Annotated in this window: 17 protein-coding genes, 4 pseudogenes and 1 riboswitch; of the genes and pseudogenes, 10 read left to right on the top strand and 11 right to left on the bottom strand. The window is 53.2% G+C overall.

Annotated features, from left to right (window positions below):
* Window positions 1–353: 353 nt before the first annotated feature.
* A complete protein-coding gene (locus DVH23_RS20870; RefSeq protein WP_198668040.1) occupies window positions 354–1,442 on the bottom strand; it encodes an alkaline phosphatase family protein in 1,089 nt (362 codons plus the stop codon).
* A gap of 712 nt (window positions 1,443–2,154) precedes the next feature.
* On the opposite strand from DVH23_RS20870, the gene DVH23_RS23880 reads away from it, so the two are divergent.
* Both DVH23_RS23880 and corA read left to right on the top strand, forming a co-directional pair.
* A complete protein-coding gene (locus tag DVH23_RS23880; protein WP_157972543.1) occupies window positions 2,155–2,658 on the top strand; it encodes a hypothetical protein in 504 nt (167 codons plus the stop codon).
* 1,104 nt (window positions 2,659–3,762) lie between these two features.
* Window positions 3,763–4,749: a magnesium/cobalt transporter CorA gene (gene corA / locus DVH23_RS20860; protein ID WP_232833868.1), complete on the top strand. Its 987-nt coding sequence runs from the start codon at window positions 3,763–3,765 to the stop codon at window positions 4,747–4,749.
* Between the two features lie 54 nt (window positions 4,750–4,803).
* Here the strand turns inward: corA and DVH23_RS20855 are convergent, their stop codons facing one another.
* The 6 genes and pseudogenes from DVH23_RS20855 to DVH23_RS20835 form a co-directional block, all read right to left on the bottom strand.
* Window positions 4,804–5,373 carry a magnesium transporter gene (locus DVH23_RS20855; RefSeq protein WP_114579304.1) on the bottom strand — a complete coding sequence of 190 codons (570 nt, stop codon included), beginning with the start codon at window positions 5,371–5,373 and terminating at the stop codon, window positions 4,804–4,806.
* Window positions 5,374–5,470: 97 nt separating this feature from the next.
* Window positions 5,471–6,031: a magnesium transporter gene (locus DVH23_RS20850; protein ID WP_114579303.1), complete on the bottom strand. Its 561-nt coding sequence runs from the start codon at window positions 6,029–6,031 to the stop codon at window positions 5,471–5,473.
* A 2-nt stretch (window positions 6,032–6,033) separates the two neighbouring features.
* A pseudogene (locus DVH23_RS20845) lies at window positions 6,034–7,217 on the bottom strand (potassium channel family protein).
* Between the two features lie 124 nt (window positions 7,218–7,341).
* A pseudogene (locus DVH23_RS24785) lies at window positions 7,342–7,479 on the bottom strand (site-specific integrase); the annotation flags it as partial.
* A pseudogene (locus tag DVH23_RS20840) lies at window positions 7,471–8,265 on the bottom strand (transposase); the annotation flags it as partial. The pseudogenes DVH23_RS20840 and DVH23_RS24785, both read right to left, overlap by 9 nt.
* A gap of 237 nt (window positions 8,266–8,502) precedes the next feature.
* Entirely contained in the window at window positions 8,503–8,943 is a 441-nt protein-coding gene (locus tag DVH23_RS20835; protein ID WP_198668038.1) for a universal stress protein, read from the bottom strand.
* Window positions 8,944–9,467: 524 nt separating this feature from the next.
* On the opposite strand from DVH23_RS20835, the gene DVH23_RS20825 reads away from it, so the two are divergent.
* Together DVH23_RS20825 and trkA are read left to right on the top strand one after the other, a co-directional pair.
* Complete coding sequence (locus DVH23_RS20825; RefSeq protein ID WP_114579301.1) at window positions 9,468–11,003, top strand: TrkH family potassium uptake protein; 1,536 nt, start codon at window positions 9,468–9,470, stop codon at window positions 11,001–11,003.
* A gap of 319 nt (window positions 11,004–11,322) precedes the next feature.
* Window positions 11,323–12,660 (top strand): Trk system potassium transporter TrkA, encoded by a 1,338-nt coding sequence (gene trkA, locus DVH23_RS20820; protein WP_114579315.1) that lies wholly within the window; start codon window positions 11,323–11,325, stop codon window positions 12,658–12,660.
* Between the two features lie 44 nt (window positions 12,661–12,704).
* Here the strand turns inward: trkA and DVH23_RS20815 are convergent, their stop codons facing one another.
* Window positions 12,705–15,005, bottom strand: coding sequence for an amino acid permease (locus tag DVH23_RS20815; protein WP_114579300.1), 2,301 nt, complete (start codon window positions 15,003–15,005; stop codon window positions 12,705–12,707).
* A gap of 343 nt (window positions 15,006–15,348) precedes the next feature.
* On the opposite strand from DVH23_RS20815, the gene DVH23_RS20810 reads away from it, so the two are divergent.
* The 6 genes from DVH23_RS20810 to DVH23_RS20790 all read left to right on the top strand — a co-directional run bounded on the left by DVH23_RS20810 (window position 15,349) and on the right by DVH23_RS20790 (window position 20,570).
* A complete protein-coding gene (locus DVH23_RS20810) occupies window positions 15,349–15,804 on the top strand; it encodes a universal stress protein (protein ID WP_114579299.1) in 456 nt (151 codons plus the stop codon).
* The gene (locus DVH23_RS20805) at window positions 15,804–16,481 is read left to right on the top strand and encodes a TrkA family potassium uptake protein (protein ID WP_114579298.1); all 678 of its coding nucleotides are present in this window, start codon (window positions 15,804–15,806) and stop codon (window positions 16,479–16,481) included. Before DVH23_RS20810 ends, DVH23_RS20805 begins: the two co-directional genes overlap by 1 nt.
* Window positions 16,482–16,502: 21 nt before the next feature.
* On the top strand, window positions 16,503–18,047 hold the full coding sequence (locus tag DVH23_RS20800) for a TrkH family potassium uptake protein (RefSeq protein WP_232833865.1): 1,545 nt from the start codon (window positions 16,503–16,505) through the stop codon (window positions 18,045–18,047).
* 27 nt (window positions 18,048–18,074) lie between these two features.
* The gene (locus DVH23_RS23875; protein ID WP_157972542.1) at window positions 18,075–18,428 is read left to right on the top strand and encodes a hypothetical protein; all 354 of its coding nucleotides are present in this window, start codon (window positions 18,075–18,077) and stop codon (window positions 18,426–18,428) included.
* A 92-nt stretch (window positions 18,429–18,520) separates the two neighbouring features.
* On the top strand, window positions 18,521–19,693 hold the full coding sequence (locus DVH23_RS20795; RefSeq protein ID WP_114579297.1) for an IS701 family transposase: 1,173 nt from the start codon (window positions 18,521–18,523) through the stop codon (window positions 19,691–19,693).
* A gap of 88 nt (window positions 19,694–19,781) precedes the next feature.
* Window positions 19,782–20,570: an Lrp/AsnC family transcriptional regulator gene (locus tag DVH23_RS20790; RefSeq protein WP_114579296.1), complete on the top strand. Its 789-nt coding sequence runs from the start codon at window positions 19,782–19,784 to the stop codon at window positions 20,568–20,570.
* Window positions 20,571–21,008: 438 nt separating this feature from the next.
* Here the strand turns inward: DVH23_RS20790 and crcB are convergent, their stop codons facing one another.
* The 3 genes and pseudogenes from crcB to DVH23_RS20775 form a co-directional block, all read right to left on the bottom strand.
* Window positions 21,009–21,323, bottom strand: a complete 315-nt coding sequence (gene crcB / locus DVH23_RS20785) for a fluoride efflux transporter CrcB (protein ID WP_114579295.1) — start codon at window positions 21,321–21,323, stop codon at window positions 21,009–21,011.
* Complete coding sequence (locus DVH23_RS20780) at window positions 21,323–21,736, bottom strand: CrcB family protein (protein WP_114579294.1); 414 nt, start codon at window positions 21,734–21,736, stop codon at window positions 21,323–21,325. The genes crcB and DVH23_RS20780 overlap by 1 nt, the downstream gene beginning before the upstream one ends.
* Window positions 21,737–21,744: 8 nt before the next feature.
* Window positions 21,745–21,809: riboswitch (Fluoride riboswitch) on the bottom strand.
* 214 nt (window positions 21,810–22,023) lie between these two features.
* Window positions 22,024–22,395 (bottom strand): annotated as a pseudogene (locus DVH23_RS20775) (cation:proton antiporter); the annotation flags it as partial.
* Window positions 22,396–22,520: the final 125 nt, after the last annotated feature.

Here is a 22,520-nt window from a genome sequence, read left to right as displayed (position 1 = left end):
GGCTACGCTGGATTAGGGCTGTGGATGTTCCTCGCTACCCCTGTACATACCGCGAGAATCGGCCGCCCCTCTCGTGAAAAATGGGTCCCGCGAGTTGAGGTTAGTGAGACTAATCCGATCGTTACCTCAAGTTGCGTACTGATCGTCCAAGTAATAATCAAATAAGAGTGGTATTTTATCTTATATTTAAGATAGAAGGGCGAGCCGGTTAGACAAGCGTCGAGGCACGAGCTGCCGCGAATGGCACGAGCATTTCTTCCGGATGGAGTCCACCATGCATCCCGGCCAGATACAGCTCATCTGGTTCGACATCACCAAACCACATTCCTAGTTCACGGTGAGTGACCACCAGATCACCGCACCGTCGGCGGAAACTGATCGGTCACCGGTCGATCTCCGAACAGATCGCTGTCAAATGCTTCTTCCCGAGTGAATATCTGGGCATCGTAGTTTGATAGTGCCCGTCGAGTTTCTGATACCGTCCCCTCTTGAAGGTGAAGGTGGACGTTTCGCGGGCTGCCGGCCATCATAACAGGAGTTCCATTTGCGTGCCGCCGGAGATTCGCCATCACCGTCGAGTTCGCTGAGAGGTCGATGTTACGGTCAGGATCCGTGTTCACGTGGCCGTGATCGGCTGTTACGAGCAACAGGGTCTGCTCTGCGGTTCGTTCGTCAATTCGATCGATACAATCGGATACCTGCTCGCAGACGGCACTCACTGTTTCTGCATAAGCTTCATTATCAGTTCCTTCGGCGTGAGAGACGTGGTCCACGTGAGGAACGTACGCATAGACGTATCCGGGGCCGTCAATTCCTGCCATAACTGCCGACAGGCGTTCCCCTAATGATTCGAGGCCGTCGTAGGTATGCTGTGTCACGTCGCCAACTCCGCTATCGAATGGCTGTAAACGGTGACAGTCGATTCCGGCGTCACGCATCTTCGTATAGTGAAATTCACAACCTGAAGCCGACTCCTCGGCGACAGAATCCCTAGATGCGCCGGTTTTCACCTCGCCACCAAGTGAAACGAACGTCATGTCAGTCTGAGGTTCATAGACATTCCAGCCGATACGACCATGTTCGCACGGGAGTTGCCCCGTCTCAAGCGTGGTGATTGCTGCTGCTGTTTCAGATGGATAAATAGAAGTCAACGGTGTCACCGTTCCTTCCTCTGTGAGTCTGTTGAGAATGCCACACCGGTGACGGTGTTGCTTCCATGACTCGAGACCAAAGCCGTCAATGAGGACGAGGACTACCGTGTCCACTGCTGTGTCGATTCCCTCGAAGACATCGCCTGGGAGTGATCGACGGCCACCAGCGTCTAGAACTGAACTGACTGTGTCGGAAACGTTGCCGAAGCAGTAATCCTTGTAGGCTGGAAAGACGTAGCCGTCCTGCTGGTGACGGTCTCGTAAGGCTCGCTCAACATCGTCTCGTAGCATGGTTCGAACTTGCCAGGTGATTAAAAATTCTATCGGTGGAACAAATCTCGATCGGGTGCTGAATACACTCTCTGAGTCTTGCACGCTATGTGTGATGGATTTCATGGCGGTCTCTACTGGTCGCGGTACATGTGTCACCTGTACGTAACATCCGTTTCACCGACATATACAGAGAAAAAAGTCGACTCGATGACTCCGGTCGACCGGCCTACAGGTTGCGAGCCTGGACCGTTAGGCCCTTGTGATCTATACACATTCGAATAATCAGTCAAGACGATATTAAGCCCACTGGCTAATCGTCGATCCAGCACCAGTGATCCAGCGGTTCGCATAGGTGCAAGTCGGATTGGGTCGGCCTGGTACCCATCATGATTACTAATTCCTGTCCCATGGCCTGGGACGGTGTCATCGGACGGGACAATCCCACTCGGTTCGTATAACTGACTGTCACCTCTCTTGATTAGTATCAACAAGGAACCGCCCCGAGGCGGATACTCTCCCTGAGACAACACATGGTAAGCAGCACACAAGACATCGAGATCAAGCACGATCCAATTGAACCACCAAACACGGGCGATAGGGAGTGTATAGACAGAAGCGAGGGGAGCGTATAGATATGAAGTCAAGCAAAGAGACAGCGAATACGGACAGGGAAACGAGGTACGGCCCAAAGCACACCACGAACTGAATCGAACGCCGACATGTCCTTCGAATGCTGGGCGCTGGAGGCATCGCGGGACTCGCAGGCTGCCTCGGGAACGACGACGTCAGCGCATCATCGGACTCTGACTCGACGGATGATGACGGTAACAGCACATCATCAGACTCCGAGCCAACGGATGATGATGAGAATTCCTCGCCATCACCCACTACACAACCGACAGGAGACAGGACCGCACCCGTCGACCTTCGAATGTTCCCCCCGAATCACAACATGGACTCGTTCAGCTCCTTCTCGGTCGAATATGAGTCACTCATCCTGACCACCACAGGGGATGAGGAAGTTACTATCCCTGTCGAGCAAACGGTGAGTCTGAAAAGTGACTCTACTGCAACCGGCGTTCCGGTCGTCGAGAACTTGGCGGTACCTGTCGGCAAATACGAGATAATAGAAGTACACTACTCGCTCGATCAGACCGTTACCTCTGACGGACAAACAGCCGAGATAGAGTTCACATCACCGGAATCAGTAAACATAGCATCCGTGTTCGGTTAAGAAAAATCGAGAGACTGCGCCAGGATTTGACTACGATGTCTTCACGGTAGGAACTGATTTTCAATGGCGAAACGAGCTGTTCTGTACCCGATGTGGTTATGGTGCACTGAGTGCACTAATAGGTGAGAGAGTCCGATGACACGCCCAAAATTCGGTATTTCGCCGTCACCACAAGTCGCCCAGCAACTTGACGATCTCGTTGATGCCTGTGTCGATCTCGGAGCCAGTCGCTCCGAGATCGTCGAAGCAGTCCTCTCAGCGTATTTTGATTCCGATGAAGATCGAACCTCCACAACCCGTGAACTGATTGTTCGGCTCCGGGAATCTCGATAAACATGAGTGGGTGCACTTGGTGCACCCGACTCATCATGGACATATTCTCCGAGCTGCACAGCAGAATGGTCCACGAAAAGACCTGTAGAAATAATCCGTATTAACAAACCCAGAATCTGGCTTCTTGCTCTCGATTTTACTGCTTAACCAAACACCGATGGTAAACATAGCGGAGTTGTCCGACGAACCCCCGACCATCGAGGAGTCCAGCCCCTATGTGTTACAGACCCATTTTGGCCTGGTCTCCGAACCATGGAGTCTCTCCATACCAACGATCATACTCGGGCCCGGAATCCCCGACTAACGCGGTTTACGAACTTGGCGGTGGCCCACTCACGAGAGCACTACACGTCTGGAAACCGCGAGACGAGAATCGCTATCACTGCCTTAGAAGTTAAAAACGCCTAACGTGGCGACGCTGTCCAATGCCGCGCATCACAGGCCTGCTATACCAACTGTAGTCTCAATGCATGTGTCCTCTCTCGGAGCGATCATCCTGATAACTGGCATCTCTTGATCGGTGCACTTTGTCGTATTTCACCAATCAGTCCTTGCTCTCTCATTACCATATGTTCTTTTTTACGAGGTGCTATTTCACTCTCATATGAACCGGAGCACAATCTCGGGAGTCGCCCTGTCCCTCGTGGGATTCATCGGGTACGTCGCCGGGATTTACGTCGCCTATCCCGGTCGCGCGTTTTCCATTACCGCAGTCATAGTCGGCATCGCACTCGTCGCAATCGGACCGCAATCCGCTGGGCGGAGGGACATATGACCCTCCACGCGATAGTGTATACGACTGATGGCGTTGCCCGTCACAACGATCTCGACACCGCGCTCAAGACATCCGGTGAGACATGGATCCACGCAGACGATGCTGAACCGATCGAACTGAACGCTCTCAGAGACCGCTTCGATATCCATCAGTTGGCCATCGAAGACGTGCTTCGCGAGGAGACGCGGCCGAAAACCAAAGAGTATGATACCCACACGTTCGTCTTGATGAAAACGGCGCGTCTTAGCCAGCGCGACGATATCGAGTTTCATAAGGAAATCCAAACCCACCCCGTCGGATTCTTCATCGGCGAGGACTGGTTGGTCACGATGTCCACAGACAATATCGATGTCATTGATCCGTCAGCGCCGCACTGGATAAAGAACGGCAGACGATTCGTGAACCGTGGCACGGATTTTCTTGCCTACCGGATCATGGACGCCATCGTCGACGGCTACTTCGACCTCCTTGACGAGATCGAGGACGACATCGAAGCGATCGAAGAGCGCGTCCTCGGCGAGCCGGATCCCCAACTGCTCGAAGACTTGAACGACGTTCGACGGGACCTTCTCGCGTTCCGAAAGATTGCCTGGCCTGCTCGCGAAGCGATGTCGAACCTCTCACGAGGCGATATTCCCGAGGTTGCGGAGCAGAATGAGAAGTACTTCCGCGACGTTTACGACCACCTCGCCCAGGTTGTTGACCTCATCGAAACGTACCGCGATCTCACCGGTGGGTCGAGAGACATCTACTTGAACGCTGTCTCGCAGTCGACGAACGAGGTGATGAAGACGCTCACGGTCGTCGCGGCGATCTTCATCCCGCTCACGTTCGTCGTCGGGGTCTACGGAATGAACTTCGCCGACACGCCGTTCGCCATGCCAGAACTCTACTGGACGTACGGGTATCCAGCAGTCATGATCGGAATGGGAACTCTCGCCGGCATGATGCTCATCAACTTCCGTCGCCAGGGCTGGATCTGAAGCGTCTCCTTCCGTTTACGCGTATCTCGACGTTGGTCATCAGCTGAAGGCCGATTACAATAATGACATTGCAATCTTCGTTGCAATAAACAACGACGCCATCCCGAAGATGTCACCAGCCGTCGTCATCGCTGGCCCGACGAGATCGTCAGGATTTATCCCCTGACGATACCCCATGAACACCACGATAACGATGACGGCAGTCAACATGAGTCCGGCGAGTACGCCGCCAACAAAGGCAATGAAGACGAGTACCCTGAGCGGCGCGACGGCGTGGCCAATCACTGAAAGAATCGCGTAGGTGAGAATGGCGGCGGCTACACTGGCAAGCAGCCCGTTGAGCAAGGCAGCTACGACCGCATTCACGAGGCGGTCGTCCGGTTCGAACACCGGATCAATCAACCCCTGGTGAAGGGCGCTCGACAACCGAGACCCGAGCGACCCGTAAACACTCCCACGAATCGCCAAAAACGCTGGCACCATTACGAGCAGGCCTTGAACTGCTTTGAGTTCGGCATCCATCCCACCGAGGATCGCTCCCGCGAGTAACCCGCCGAACGCACTCACCAGTACCGTCGGGAGTGCGCTTCGATACGAGTCCTTGACGACTGAGACGACGGACATGACTATTCGGTCGGAGACAGGCTAGCTACCGTTCCGTATGAGTACACGAAATTCTGGCTGAAAAAGCTGCTCAGTTCAGTTGAATCGAGATCGCGTGTCATGAGACGAGAAGTTGCACGACTGCGAAGAGCACGAGCACGCCGAGGACGTCACAGACGTTCGTGACGACGGGGATGACGACGTCGTCAGGGTTGGCCTCGAAGCGATAGGCCGCGTACGTCGCTATGACGGCCACCAGAATCGCTAGAAACGCGAGGATGAGTCCACTTACGAGGGCAACAGTCACGACCATCCTCACCGAAAGCCGTGGGTTACCGGTCACTGCGATGATGGCCCACCCACCAGCGCCAACGACGGGGAAGACGCTCACGGCGAGTAGCACAGTCGTGATCATGTTTCCAAGGAGCTGCTCGTCGGTCCACTCGAACGAGAGCATCCCAAGATGGAACGCCGTCGACATCCGGGCCGACAGGATACTGCCGAGATTCCCGGCCGTCCCGATCATGACTGGAACTAAGATGAGTAGCGTCGGATACTGGAGGAGCATCGCTTCGAACGACCCCAACGTGAGGCCGCCGACGAGTTCCAGGACCGTTAGGACGAGCAGAATCGGCAAGAGCGCTCGCGTAATCGACCGGACCGACCAATGTTCGACCATCGTTACGCCGCCCAATCGGAGAGTCGGTCGGCTCCAGCGTGCCTCCCTTTCGTAATGAGCATGTCGTCAGCACGGAGTGTTGTGTCCGGCAGCGGCGAGATATAGTACTTCGTTCGGTCGTTGCTCTCCACTGACTTTTGGCGGATCGCTACGATGTGCATCCCCGTTCGCGTCTTCACCTCGGCATCACTGATCGTCGTCCCATCGAGGCGACTCCTAGATGCAACAGTCGTTCGGTCGATGATTTCGTTGGATTCCCGGACAGCGGCTTCGACGACAGGATGGCTCCCGACGCCACGAAGCACGCCCTCGCTGATTTCGAGGGCCGAATCACTGATATCTTTTGTACTGGTCGCGATATGGAGTAGCCTTCGAATTGACACTGGATCGTCAATCGCCTTGGCTGCACGAAGCGCCCAGATCTCGAACCGCGATTGGAGAGCATCGACTTCGAGTTCGTGAACTTCTTCAGCGAGTTCTGGATTGCCTAAAAGAACGCTCCCGTACGCGAGATCAACGGTCAGTTCACTCATGTTCTTCATAAGCGCGACCGTTTCGACAGCCCGGTCGAGGTCCTCAAGCGATTGTGTCGCATACGGGTCACCCGTGACCGTCTCGTAGACACGCGCCAATCCTTGCTCAGTCCCCCGACAGAACAGGACATCCGAAGCCTGGAGAGCTGTCTCACGAGTCGGGTTGAGGAGCCATTGGTCGTCACGCCTGAGTGCAAGCACGCGGACACCCTTCTCCGTCTCCAGATTAATGTCTCCGAGCGTTCGGCCGGCGTACAGTGAGTCTGTACTGACGGTCACTCGTGCGAGTGTTTTGATAGCATCAGGGAGTGTTTCACGAAGTGTCGGTGGAAGTTCCATTTCTTCGAGGATAACCTTCGCGATGTCTCCTGTGGCATCGCTGGTTTTCTCGGCAGCCCCGACAATACCGAACACGGGAGCGAGGGCTTCTGCCTCCTCAGGACAGCGGCCAGCCATCACGAGGCTCATTCGAGCCTGTAATTGGAGGAAGTCCATCTCGTCTTCGAGAGCAAGTATTCCTCTGCGAGTTCTGTGTTTTCGAAGAGGACCGACGAATACGAGAGGTCAATGAGCAGCTCGGCGATATCCTTCATCTCTTGGAGCACCTCTTCGACACTAATCAGCTCATATTCGATTCCGTCGTTCTCGCTCATATCGGGTACTGAGTCTCCAGCTCACTTAATGTACTACAACAGGACCTCAATTAGAAAACTGTTCTTGATGTCCTCTGTTAGAAGGGAGAGTATAAATGGGAAAGGTGGAGGTGACATACTCAAGTTAGATCCGTTGGAAGTGGTCGTACTCTCGCTCAGTAGTGAGGATCGAGGAGTGGCGGAGTCGGTTTCGGACGTGATACACCCGGTTGTCCTCCTCGGCTCGGAGCATCCGCCAGGCGACGCTGTGCCGGAGCGTGTGCTCCTCGGTCCTGAACGTCCAGATCCATGCTTGCTCACCGTCCCGCTTGACGCCGGTTTCGTCAACGTGGACGACGTCGGCATCCTGGATCTGCCGACGAATTTGCTCGTACTCGCAGCGACCGGCGCGCGCAGCGCGCTCGGTCGCGTACCACGCGGACGCACCGACAGTTCCAACCCATGAAGCTGCTCGAATCGGTCAGCGATCTTCCGGTAGGGAAGACGGTAGTCGTACCGTGATAACGCCGCTTGTGCGATGACGTTCACCCCGAACTTCCCCTCATCGGGGCAGTCGGGGTGTGAGGCGACAGTCTCGGTCCCACAGGAATGACACTCGTGGTGGTGGCGGTTGTACTGACTTCGGGTGGCTGTGGATCCGGAAGTTCCTCGACGAGTCGGGGGCTGACGCCCGCCGATTCGTCGAACGCTTCACCGGACTCTGGACAGCAGCCACAGGTGACTCGATTTCTCGAGCTGGATCAGGTGCGGACCGCCATTCCGGGTCGTGTCCAGGCTTTCGACCAAGTGTGCCACCGTCAGTACGTGGTTGTTCGTCGTCCTCGTCCGGTGAGGACGAGGACGACTCTTCTTGATCCGATTGGTCCTTGCTCAGAGATGTATGCGGTCCCTCGTGCCAGCGGAGCTTGGCTCTGAGCCGTTTGTTCTCCTTACGAAGCTTTTCGTTCTCTTCCTCAAGCGCAACGAGGCGTTCGAGGATCCCTTCTTTAGTAGGCTCTGAAGAGGTCATGAACAGACGAGACGGGATGGTCTCCGAACGGGAGACCATCCCTCAGAGGTGGGTTTGATCGCCTGTTGCATCGGTCTACGACACCTGATGAAAGGAATCTACGTGAGAGTGACAGAATCGATTTGGGGGTAAACACGTACTAATATCTTATCGATTGGAGAGATTCTCAAGAATGCGTTTGCAGCTCTAAGTAACGCCGTGATTGATCTTCACCGACCGGGACTCCTGGGTTTGCGTTACGTTCAACCAGTTGAATGACCAACGCTCCCTATATTACTATTCAATCGAATCTTGACGTGGAAGAGCAATCACAGGTCGATCCGCGGTCGTGACGAGCTTGAGACAAAGATCACCGGAGAGGAAGTGCATGAGCCGGTTCCCACCACGAGAGCGAAATGCGATGGCACTCGCGTCAACGTCATCAGCAGTGTCGATGATCGCCTCGACAACGTTCCTCGCATAGGCGGTATGGTCCTCGGCATAGGGGAATACACGTCGGACAGTGGCATACGACTCTTCCGCTATCGCTTCCGATTGTTCGACAGGCGTTTTGTCTGGCACACCCTCCCCCTTCTCGACAACGTGAAGTGTCGTTACTCGTCGTGGTTGATACGGCTCAAGTGTGAGTGCTGTCTCTCGAGCGTCGTCCTCATGAGCAACTGGTAGGAGAACATGGTCAAGCAACTCCTGAAATCCGTTGTTGATGTGTTCCTCCATAGTCGATAGAAACACTCCTCAGTGTTAAGAACTCACTCTCTCTGCGCTCTCAACAGCAATCCGTTCTCATGGAAGGCTTCAACCTATCTCTCACCTGTTTTCCCTGTTGCGGGCATACTCTTCCTGCTGATACTGACCAAGTCGATAGTACACGGCCCATACCGTCCAGGTGAAGACGACGATGCTTCCGAGAAGCGTTTCCCACCTAACCAAGGGAGAATTAAATATCTGTGCGATCGCGACCGTCACACCGATCCACAGTAACACGATCAGAAGGATCTGATTGGCCGACTCGGGCACGATAATCCTTCGCAAACCCATTATGAAGAATAAGAAGGGAGCAGCAATAAATCCTCCTGGACCAAATGACCACTGTCCTGTCTACATGATCTCTTTGCAAGGAGTGAAATGCGATATTCATCTATTTCACCTGCTGAAATGAGTTATACCGGAAGGTTCATTGAGAGAGATCGAGTCTTCGGCGTCATGTCTCTTGGTTTCGGAAATTCCACCGGTGGTTGGCTATGTCTGTGAAAGTTGACTGGAAACAAAGTGTCGCGTTGACGGGAACGGTCCTCAAATATCTCGCACTTCCATTGTGTATTCCGCTTGTTATCAGCCTTCTATACCGAGAGGGAATTCTGCCATTTATTCTTACTATTATAATCACAGTTGGGGTTGGCACAGCACTCGAACAACTGAGAGAAGATGACGATTTCCATTCACGCGAAGCACTGTTATTCGTCGCACTGGCATGGGGGGCAGTCTGTCTGATTGGAGCAATTCCTTACGTGATCGCTGGGTACGGAACGGATTCAACACTTGCCCACCCGGTGAACGCATTATTTGAATCAACTTCCGGAGTTACGACAACGGGGGCGACTGTCATGGGTGAGATATCGACTGAGCAGCACTCGCATGCGCTCCTCATGTGGCGCCAACTAACACAATGGCTCGGCGGCATGGGGATTATTGTTCTCATGGTCGCGATCCTTCCCCAGGTTGCAGTAAACGGGGCTCAGTTGATTCAGTCGGAAGCTCCGGGTCCCGAGCTCCAACAGCTGACGCCCCAGATCGCAGAAACCGCCCGTCTCCTCTGGATGTTCTATTTCGCTTTCACGATCCTCTATATCTGCTTACTCCTGATCTTGCATGGCGTCGGCTTAGCACCCAATATGGGGGTCTACAATGCCATCGCACACGGGTTTACGACCCTCCCAACGGGCGGATTTTCTCCGGAAGCAGAGAGTATTGCAGCGTTCTCACCCGCCGTGCAATGGGTCGTGATTCCGTTCATGATCATCGCAGGGATTAACTTCGCTCTCTGGTACTACGTTCTTCAAGGAGAATACCATTCATTTATCAAAAATCGGGAATTCCAAGCTTACATTGGCGCAATAGTTGGACTAATTGTTATTCTATGGGGACTTCTATTCACCGGCGCAGCTCCAGCCTTGGAGCTGGGAGGGACGACAGAAGGGAGCCTTGAAAATTCAGCACGGCAGGCGGCGTTCCAAATCGGATCACTGATGAATTCAACAGGATACGCGACGAGTGATTTCGCTCAGTGGAATACGATGGCACAAGCAGTGCTTCTCTTCGCGATGTTTATCGGTGGCTCCGCGGGATCGACCGGCGGGGGAATCAAGGTCATCCGATGGCTCGTCGTGCTCAAAATGGTCCATCGGGAGCTCTATACCACTGCCCATCCTAACGCTGTTCGACCGATTCGACTTGGTGGTTACATCGTCGACGAGGAGGTGCTTCGTGGGATTGTCGGATTTACGTTCATGTACCTGCTGCTCTTCGGGATTGCGACGGTGATAATCATCCTCGACGCGGGCCGTGCTGGCCTCGAGTTATCGATACTCGAAGGGCTCAGTGCGAGCCTGGCGACGATCGGGAACATCGGCCCCGGTTTCGGCACGCTCGGACCCTTCGGGAGCTATCTAGAGTTCCCGAGCTCGACGAAGCTCTTGATGGTATTCCTGATGTGGGCAGGCCGATTAGAAATCATTCCGGTCCTTGTATTGTTCACGGGCCCCTTCTGGAAGCGATAGTATAATTTTCGATGTACTCTCGGAAAGAAATTGCTGGTGAAACCCCTTCAGCAGTTTGGTTGAAACTATTAGCACTAACTGAACGGTAAGATAGCGACTTTCCAGGGAGAAAACGTAGTTTTCTCGACTACCCGTAGCCGGACTGCCGTCATCAATACCCTGCTTCATAAGAGCGTGTACTGTATAGGAGTGAACCATCATCATGGACCAGGGAGAAAAAAGGTGTCATGGAGGGGTTCTCAAACTATTATGGGGGATGGAGAAAGGTGACTAAACAGATGGATACACAACATAGCCAACAACAGAGACGGTGGAATCCATGCGCGTGATAATCGTCGGTGCCGGGCAGGTCGGTCGCTCGATCGCTGCTAACCTTCAGGACACACATGACGTTATCGTCATTGACAAAGATGATACAATAATTTCCAATCTCACCTACTCACTTGACGTTCTCGCAATCCACGGCAATGGAACTGAACAGCAGATTCTTCGAGAAGCAGGCGTCGAAAAAGCAGATCTAGTTATTGCATGTACCGACTCTGATGAGGTGAACGTCGTTGTGTGTGGGACTGCGAAAACGGACAGCGACGCATTCACGATCGCTCGAGTTCGTCAGCGGACGCTTCTTACTACCTGGGAAGGGTCTCAAGGCGCTTTTGGCGTTGATTTCATGGTCTGTACGGATCTCCTTGCAGCGCAGGCCATTTTCCATATTGCAGGGCTCCCCGCGACACAAGATGTGGAGACGTTTGCCGGTGGGCTCATCCGTATGGCTGAATTCGAACTCAAGTCGACCAGCCCGGTTGCGGGTCAGACCGTTCAGGAGGCTGACCGATATGACTCACTGACGTTTGCAGCGCTGTTCCGCGGCGAGGAAATGCGAATCGTTACTGGGGACACTGAACTCCGCGCTGGTGATCGGGTCATCGTCATCGGAAGCCCCGAATCAATCACTTCATTTGCGGAGGATGTTACGCCGACGACCGATATCGAACCTGATGAAATCGTTATTGTCGGGGCTAGTGAAATTGGGTTCCAGGCGGCCCGCGAATTCGAAGAACATGGCTATCAACCCCGTCTGGTCGAACAGGACCATGATCGCGCTCAGGAGATGGCCGAACTGCTTCCAAACACGCTCGTGTTAGAGAGTGACGCAACGAATATCGATTTCCTAGAGACGGAGCATATCGATGAAGCAGATATCGTCATTGCAGCACTTGGGGAAGATGATAAGAATTTGTTAGTTTCACTACTCGCTCGTCGGCTCGGTATTGATCGAACCGTCGCTGTCATAGAAAATCCAGATTATCTAGATTTGTTCGAAGCCGTCGGTGTCGACGTAGCGATTAATCCTCGCGAGGAGACCGCTGAAGAGATCGTTCGATTCACCCGCGCGGACTATACCGAAAAAATCGCGATGCTCGAACATGACCGTGCAGAGGTCATCGAGATTGAGGTTGATCAGGACAGTATTCTTGTAGGACGTGATATTAGTACAGCAGTAGCGGACCTTCCCACGGGTGTCGTGATTGGGGCGATTTCTCGACGTGGTGAACTCGTCACACCGCGTGGAGCTACCGTTGTGGAACCGGGAGACCACGTAGTCGTTTTTGTTGACGCGGCTATCCTTGACGAGGTGTTAGATATGATTAGCTGAAATTGAAGGCGGTAAACTGACCTAACTCATAGAGGTTGGATATGTCAGGATTCGACCTCTCCTCCGAGACGTTGGACAATTGCTTCACGAAGTGAACGGGGAGACCTGTTTTCTCCCCTCGCTAAAATTACGGTTCCAGAAGTAGCTTCAGCAATAGCTTTCGGGATCGTTCCGTATAGCGTCTGCGCGACGAAGCTTTGCCCTGTCGCACCAACGGCGACTGTATCAGCATCGGAAACCGACGCAATGAGGGTATCCCGAACGTTCTCTGAAACACGGACATCTGCAGTATATTCGTCATCGGTGAGGCCGACAGTTGCTGCGAGGCTGTTGATCGTTCGCTCCCCTTCTTCTCGGGGATCAATCGGTCTGCCTTCCTCATCCTCGCCAGCCTCTTCCGGTTGAACGTTCAATAATCGAAGATCAGCATCGAATGACCGCGAGAACTCTGTAGCTCGCTGAGCTGCTACTGGAGCGTTTTGGCCTTCACCCGCTAAAACGACGATCTCTGAAATTTCATCAGAGTCTCGAATAAGCGTGACCTCACACGGAGAACGTTCAAGTATTCGATCGATAACTGAGCCGAACACAGTTTCCTGGCGGCTCTGTGTTCCACCCCACCCGAGTAAGATCTGGTCAGCTCCTTCTTCCCGAATGACGTCAAGCAATACGTCAGTTGTATCCCGTCCAACAATTGCACGCGTTCGAACAGGTACTTCCATTTCCTGTCCGATACTCCGTGCTTGTGTGAGAATTTGATTTTGTCTCTCGACACGCTCTTCTTCCATCTCGACCTCCTGTGCCAGTGAGGTTTGAGGTGGGACTTCAAGGACGTTGACAGCGACGAGCTCGCCGTCGCGTTCATGACCCGCCGCACTCGCTGCTCCATAGCGGAGAAGGTCGTCTTGGGTTTCAGGATTAGCGATCGGAACTATGACGGTATACCGCTCTTCAGTCTCCGTGTCCTGTCCGGGATTCGGTGCGACGGCTTCCCCCAATAGACTTGCAACTTCAGATCGTTTACGCGCATAAATCACGTACCAGAGCGCACCGATGGCGACGATCACCAGCCCAATTCCTTGGACGATCGGCCGCATCTGTGCCATTACCCCGAGACAGGCCAACGAGCCCACTATCGGAACAATTGGATACAGATAATTCGGGATTTTGAAATCGGGTTCATAACCGTCAGGATCGGCCCGTCGCAGGACGACTAGTGATACGTGAACTAATGTATACGTAATCAGAAACATGAAGGCTGCCACATCTGCAAGTGTATCGATAGGTACCGGGCCAGCAATCAGAAGAAGAATCACCACGCCGGTCGCAATAATCGCCCGATACGGCGTTCGATACGCATTATGGATCCGATTGAGCCAGTCAGAAAGAATCCGGTCTCGTCCCATAGCGAAGTTGACGCGGGCCGCCGAGAGGATAGAGGCATTCGCAGATGATACCGTAGCCAGCACAGCTCCGATTATCATCGCACCTGATGCGATCCATCCCAGCGAAACCTCAACAAGACCAAATACTGACAATGTTCCGAACCGCTCGACAGACGCAGCTGCAACATCCGCGACTGGGATGGGAGAATCTTCGAGCACCTCAACTGGCAAGAGGCCAGTTGAAACAGCCATCACGAACACATAGAGGATCGTCGGCGTGACAACCGCAGCAATCATCGAAAGCGGAAGGTTACGTCCAGGATTTTTGATTTCTTCGGCGGACGTAGCGATCACTTCGAATCCAATGAACGTGACGTACACAGTACCTGCAGTAAGTCCAACGGGCCCCCACCCTTCAGGGGCAAACGGCGTCAACAGATCCGGATCGAGAGACATCATTCCTACGATAATAAAGAAAGAAATCAATACGAGGAGTATAATGACGATAACGTTTTGTAAGGATCCAGTCTCCTTGACGCCCCGATAATTGATCGCAACCAGCAGCGCTGCCATCACTAATGCAGCAATCACAACAGAAAACGCTTCGGACGGGGCATTCATTAGATATTGTCCAAATCCCAACATATAGAACGCGGTTGCAAACATCAGCCCGCCCCACATCCCCCAACCGACGATGCTCCCGAAGAACCCACCAAGCGCTTGATTGACGTAATAGTAACTTCCTCCAGCCTTGGGCATTCCCGTCGCCAACTCTGACAATGAGAGTGCAGCCAATAATGCGACAAAGCCCCCGATAGCGAACGAAATCATGCTGGCAGGGCCGGCCCGTCCGGCAACGATACCAGGGAGAACGAAAATCCCTGCACCGATCATCGTTCCAAGCCCTAGAGTGTATGCTTCTAAGAATCCCAGATCACGCGCAAGTTCTTGATCATTCATGTCTCTGTAAACAGGGACCGGCCGATATCTCCATGATACCTAATTTGGAGGTCGAATATTCCTGGAGGAGTAATACTACTCATATACCTCGTTTGGAGGGAGAAGACACATAATTGTATGGGTTCCAGATACAATCCGTTTCTAGAGCGAAAATATTGTAGAATCCAACCTATTAGTCCTAGAACAGCAATTTATTTGGGGCGTCTTACTGTATACGTAATTTCGATACTGTTATATTGCGTTTTGAAAAACTAGTAGATAGGGCTATGTTAGCATCACCAACCAAGGCACGGAAACAGTGTTGGCGAGTGACTCAGTCGAGACGCCGTGAGGAACAACGATTATGACTGATTCGTTGCTACACCGGATTATTGTCCCAATTTCGAACGAGGAGGATACGAGAGCGACGTGCGAGGCGTTACTCCCACAACTCGATGAAACAGTCGAGCTAGTTAATCTCCTTTATGTTATTGAACAGACAAAGGGTTATATAGATACGACCAGTCCCGAGGCATTGGAACAGGAAGCCCGCGGGTGGTTCGAAATCGGAGAAGAACTCCTGGAGACAGTAGACGGCTTTCAGACGGAGCTCCGCGCCGGGACCGATGTCGTTGATGAAATAGTCGCCAGCGCAGTTGAACATGACGCAACTGCGATCGTCTTTAAACCTCGAGAGAAAGGACGGCTTTCCCGGCTGCTCTCACACGATGTGAAAGAGCGGCTCCTCACTGAGAGTCCGTGTCCGGTCATCACTCTACCTGAAGCCGATGAAGACGGATTTACTGAGATCTCAGACTAATGTATCTAATTATTGTTGGCGCCGGAAAGATTGGACGGAACTTAGTCGAAATGGCGACCGGCGACGGGAACGACGTCGTAACAATTGAAAAGGACGAAGAGGTCGCAAACGAGATCTCCAGCGAATTCGATTGTTTAGTCCTCAACGCTGACGCCACAGAGAGCAATCTTCTAGAGGAAGCCGGTGTTGATCGTGCTGATGCGGTGATCAGTACAACGAACATTGACGCGGTGAATACGATGGTGATGCTGCTTGCGCGCGAACACGACGTCCCATCCTTGGTCAGCGTCGTCCATGATCCAGTTCACATCCCTATCTTCGAACAGATCGGTGTCAACATTATCGAGAATCCGCAGCGACTCATCGCAGATTACCTGTATCATTCAGTCCGCTATCCTGGAATTCAAGATTTCATGGATCTGAGTGAGGACTCCGAGTTCATCGAAATCAAGCCTCAGGAGGGCGCCCCGGTAACTCAGCAGCCGCTGTCGGACATCAGAGAGGCAGGAATTCTTTCAGAGAATGTGCTCATTGCTGCTATCAAACGCGGCTCTGACGTACTGACGCCAAAAGGTGACACGGTGATATCGGCGGGAGACCTCGTGACGGTCCTCGTCAATGACGAGGAGTTAGACGTTGTTCTTTCAGCATTCGGTCACGATACGAATAGCGATTAAGGACTTACCAGTACCGTAGCCATGATTACACTCTCAACAGTTGCACGCGACGTCGGCCGTATCCTTCAGGTTGTCTCACTGATGCTGCTCGTGTCGATCGTCATTGCAGGCCTAAACGAGGAGTATTATGCAATACCATCGTTTGCCGTCTCTGCCGTCATAATGGGCGGTCTCGGCCTTATTGTGGCCCGCCAGTTTAGTAACGCATCATCGCCAGAAAAACTAGAGGCCATGGTGACTGCAGCCCTTGCATGGGCAACTGTGGGTGTTCTTGGAGGGATCCCCTTTCTGCTCATCGCGTGGACGATGGCAGTTGATCCGTTCCCCACATGGATGAACACTCCACCTCTCGATGATACGACTGCGATCTTCCTGAATCCGCTTGACGCGGTGTTCGAAAGTATGAGCGGCTTCACTGGAACTGGCCTAACGATGGCTGTGATCGAAGAACAGCTCCCGAGATCGCTTCACTGGTGGCGGTCATTCACTGAGTGGATCGGCGGCGTTGGAGTTATCGTTCTGACTGTCGCCATCCTTGCTCGTCCGGGGAGTGGTTCACTCACCCTCTACGAGAGCGAAGCACGATCCGAGAAGATCCATCCAAGCATCGTAAATACGGTAACGGAGATCTGGAAGATCTATCTCGGGCTGACGATCGGCTCAGTCGTGCTCTTTCTTCTCGTCGGTATGCCGCTGTGGGACGCCATTAATCACGGTATGACTGGGATCTCCACTGGCGGATTCTCGGTTCACGCGGATTCGATCGCTCACTACGGCAGCCCACTTATCGAGTACGCTGTCGTGCCAGTGATGATCGCGGGGAGCATCGCCTTCCCCGTCCATTATTTGATCTTCAAAGGTGAGTTGCGAAACTTCTATACCGATCTCCAGACCCGATGGGTGTTTCTCTGGTTTAGTATTGGGTCGATCATCCTGACTGCACTATTGCTCTCGAACCAGCAGTACGAGTCCGTCGAAGAAACGATTCGAATCGGATTGTTCCAGTTCGTCTCAGCGACATCAAACACCGGGTTCGGGACAACGACGATCGGAAGTGGCACCGAACGGGCGTGGACTGCCGGGGCAACGTTCATAGCATGTATAGGGATGCTCACTGGTGCTTCGGCCGGGTCAACAGTTAGCGGTCTCAAGCTCGTTCGAGTCATCACGCTCGTAAAAGGCACTGTTTGGCAGATCCAGGACGTGTTCTATCCTTCGAGTGCAGTTCGACACCTACAGATGGGTCAGCGGACACTCGATGAAGACCAAGTCCAGCGGGAATACACGGAAGCGACCGTTGTGTTCGTTCTCTGGATCGCATTCCTCATCATTGGAGTCGCTGTTCTCCTGAGGACTCACTCGTCCGCGTTCCCAGTAGAGTACATCATCTTCGATGTGATGAGCGCACAGAGTAATGTTGGACTCGATGCCGGGGTTGTCCGGCCAGAAATGCCCAGCATTGCAAAAGGTATGATTATCGTGAATATGTGGGTCGGCCGACTAGAGATTATCCCAGTTGCCGTGCTTCTAGGAACCGTCTTCAGACGGCTCGACCTCTACACATGAGACCAATCAAAACAACAGACACCAATCATGACCAAAAAAGATACTGAGCCGGCTCCCCCAAACGCGCTCCCAGCAACCCTTGTGGAGCAGATCGGTCAACTAGACGACACCGAGATACAAGCTCTCATCGACTATGCACAGGAACGGTACAAGTACACCCATCAGAGCCTGAGTGACCAAATTAAGGCCGATTCAGGAGAAAAAATAGTACGGATCGAGGAATATCCGGAGTACACGCTCGTTGTGAAACGACAACCATGTGGAAAGGATTGCGATGAGTGTCCACATGGACCGTTTCTCTACCACGTCCAGGAGGAACCTCGACCCGAAGGAGAATCGAAACTACTGTGGAGATATCTCGGTGAGGTAACTGAAGAATAATCACTGAGGTACTGGAGGGAGGTCATTGGTCTTTAGCTACTTGACTTCGCACGTTATCTCGTTAGAGCCCGTATAGGGCGTGTGAAACGTGGATGCTGCCGATAACGTCGTTCCTATCGTGTACTGAACCAATCGACCGGTTCGAGTGTTTCTCGACCCGGCAGAAACACCACGCCAAAACTTACGTGACAGGTCTTGTTGCGGCCAGCAACAAGACCGTTCAGGGTATCTCAAACATCGTTCTCCCAGCCAAAAGCGAGCGTGCTCTGAACAAGTTCCTCACCGAGTACGACTGGGACGAAGATCACCTCAACAAAGAACGTCTCGCACTGCTCCAACAAGCCGATGACACGAGATGGAGCAGTGAAGGTGTCGTCGATGATGACGACACCTTCACGCACAAAACGGGCAAGAAAATCCCTCACGCAGGGAAATACTACGACCACGGCATCCACAGCTACATCTGGGGACAGAACATCGTCTACGCACTCTACGCCGACGAGAAAACCACCTACCCACTTGGCTTTCGTCTCTACAAGAAAAACGACAAACGCCGCGTTGAACTCGCTATCGAACTCGTTGACGAGCTTATCGAGATAGGTGTCCGCGCAGACACCTATCTCTTCGACATGTTCTACAGTTCCGAGGAGTTCGTCACTCATCTCGAAGGGTACGGGAAAGAGTGGGTTTCAGCCGTCAAGAGCGATACACGCGTCAGCTATGGCGGTGATCGAATCCGTGTCGATGCGCTCAGCCAGCGCATCGACACAGTCCCACGAACTGTTAACGGCGACATCTATCAGATCTGGACGCAGAAACGTGATGTCGGTCGTCTTGGGGAAGTGAAACTCCTGATCACTGAGAAAGAATCAAGCGACGAAGACGAGGAACCGAGCGTGAAGTACATCGTGTCGAACAAAATCGACGCGCCGGCAAGCCATCTCATCGAGTTGTATGCGATGAGATGGCGGGTAGAGACGTTCTTCAGGGACACCAAGCAGGATCTTGGTTTTGGCGACTGCGAGTTACGGCATGCCGCAGGTGCCAGTCGGCACTGGCACCTGCTAATGCTGGCCTACAGTCTCCTCAAGTTCGGTGCTGCACACAGCGCCCTTGGAACGATTCTCGGACACGCGAGTTCACTCCGAAACGACGTCAAACGATCCTTCCGTGAAAGCGTTCAGAATCTTCTTTCGTGGGCACTGACCAGTCCAGACCGCAGCATCGACGAGCTAATGGACCAGATCGACGGGATGTTCGTCTAACGTGCGAAGTCAAGTAGCTAAAGACGGATGGGAGGGAGGTTAATTTACGTATAGAACTCGTACGTGCGGTATATAGGAGAACTGGAATATGACGACTGAACTAAACAGAGAGGTTCGCCTCGATAAAATCGATGAACGGACAATTTACTGGTTGATGACGGATGCAAGAGGAATATCCGCCCCGGAAATGTCGGAAGGGTTGAATGTATCCCCCGGGACAATTCGGAATCGGATCAACCAACTCGAAGAGAACGGAATTATCCGCGGATACTCAGCCAACATCGATTTCCAGCGCGCTGAAGGTCGATTAATGAACCTCTATATCTGCAATGTGCCAGTTGCTGAACGGGAACCCTTGGCTCATGACGTACGGTCGATTCCGGGGGTGGTCAACGTTCGAGAGTTGATGAGTGGGAAGCGGAATCTTCACGTGAAAGCTATTGGTGAAAATGTCGAATCGCTCCAGCGTATCGCACATGCGTTGTCGGAAATGGGACTCGAGATCGAGGAAGAACATCTCATCCGTGATGAATCTGATGATCCCTATACACCATTTGGCCCAGACAATGAACAGCAACCACGTGGCCCGACTGATTTCATTAGTCTCGCCGGAAATGCGAACGTCATTGAGATTACCGTCGCTGAGGGAGCACCCATCGTTGGGACATCTATCGAGCAAGCCGTCGCTGACGACATCCTCGAAGGAGAGATTCTGATCATCTCCATCGAACGCGACGATCAACTCCTCACTCCCCAGGGGAAAACGATTCTCCAGGCAGACGATATCGTGACCTTGCTTTCACGCGGTATTGATACGGAGGATGCGCTGACAGCGTTCAAAAACCCGTCCCAGTCTTCCGAAATGAATTCGACATAGAATCGGACAGGGATTCCGATGGGAGTTCATCGATAGCCGCTTAGAGGTCTATTCCGGTCGCGGCGCTGGATCGTTCGGAATCGGTCGTTCATGATCAACAGATAGGAAACTCAGTGACGTTCATGGGAAAGCCTGTTAGATTGCGCCCTCTCTCCTCAAACGCCAAAATGGAGAGACGAAACTCACTGATCGAGCGCCTCGACCGGCGAGACCGTCTCGTCGAACTGCTGAATCAGAAGGCTATTCGATGATATCCTTTGCGTGGACCCAATCCTCAATCAGAGCCAGCGTGACGTACAGGGTAGCGGGTAACACCTACCGCCCTAACCTGACGTGAATCCGACGTTCAGATCGATTAATTTCGTCGAAAAGTACCAGACGGCGTCCGTTCTCTTCTCTCCTAATAGAGGTGATTATTCAACGAGAAGCCAGCCAACCTCAAACGATCCCAGAGATCACGAGATTTCCGAGTGCGTTGAGGAATGCAGCCGTGCGCCGTCCTTGTTCCCAGAGATTGACGGTCTGAAAGCTGAACGACGAGAACGTCGTGAACGCCCCGCAAAAGCCGACGCTCACGACGAGGAGGGCGTCGCCGTTGGTCACGCCGGCGATAACCGCTCCGAGGACAAAACTCCCGACTGCGTTCACCACGAGTGTCCCCCATGGAAACCTTTGGGCGTCGAGCAGTTGTCCCACAACATAACGCAGGACGGCTCCGAGCGCGCCGCCGATGCTGATCAGCAGGACCTCCATCAGTCGTCCCCCAGAGACGGTGGCCGGATCGCTCCCCTCGACGCTCGCGAGATGACCGTCCGACTCATGAGTACCCCACCGAACCCTGCCATGTAGCTTGCACAGATGTAGAGAACGGCGAGTTCCGGTACGGCCAGGGCGACGTCGGCCACGAAGGTGCTGTAGGTGGTAAACGACGCAAGCAATCCCGTTCCGAAGACGTATCGCGCCCGTTTCGAGAGGAGATCGTCCGCTCGGGCATCGAATAGGAGCAGGCCGAGTCCGAAACTCCCTGTGACGTTGACGAGCAGGGTCGTGAGAAGTGCGCCGCCGGCGATTGCACCCATCGTGTATCGAAGATTCGCGCCTACGACCCCGCCAACGGCGATCAGTACGATGGCTTCCCCATGCCGGATGAGTTGTCTGCGTAGCATCTGATGGACCTCTAGTAGGAGTCATCAGCCGTATCGGCGGTTGGGGAAGGCGGACTCCATCGCCCGACGTCTTCGTTCCAATTCAGGAAGGACGCCGGTAAAATGCTTTGCTGTACTGAGCCATCTCGATGGTTAGGTTAAACATCGGTGAAACAGGCGGGCAAGTCATGCCGACCCTCAATTAAAATACATGATCCCTCGGTTCAACATACACCAATCCCGCCGCCATACTCCATGTTCAATAGATCAGGTTGTACAGCCTTCCAGTTGGGCCGTACGAACCCTACCTACGCTTCAGGTTCGATTGTTGGATCCTCATCCATATAGACGAGCTCGCCGGCTCGTTCAAGCCACTCGACGCCGAGTGTCACCGTCAGGGGGACCAATGCAGTCGTGAAGATCGCCATAAATACTAAGATCGAGAAGAGTGACTGTGAAATAATCCCCAGTGAGAGGCCGATTGAGACGATAATAATTTCGACCGTTCCCCGTCCGTTCATTCCGAGTCCGATAACAAGTCCCTCTTTGCTTGTCAGCTTTGTCGGCAGGGCGAACAGCCAACTGCCCACAACCTTTCCGACAAACGCGAGGATAAGTATCACGAGTAAGAGCATGAGATCTTGGGTAAAAACATTCAATGTGAGTTCAAAGCCGACAGTCGCTAGTTGTCCACTCTGGCTCAGAAGCCTCCTAACTGACACGTCGTCGTAAAGGAAGCGGGTGAATCAGGTGACTGATTCATCCGCTGTCCGGATACGCACCTGATGAACATTCCACAACTCAA

The organism is Saliphagus sp. LR7 (assembly GCF_003344565.1).
GTDB lineage: Archaea > Halobacteriota > Halobacteria > Halobacteriales > Natrialbaceae > Saliphagus > Saliphagus infecundisoli.
The sequence above is the reverse complement of the archived record's forward strand: the minus strand, read 5'-3'. Positions and strand labels throughout refer to the sequence as shown.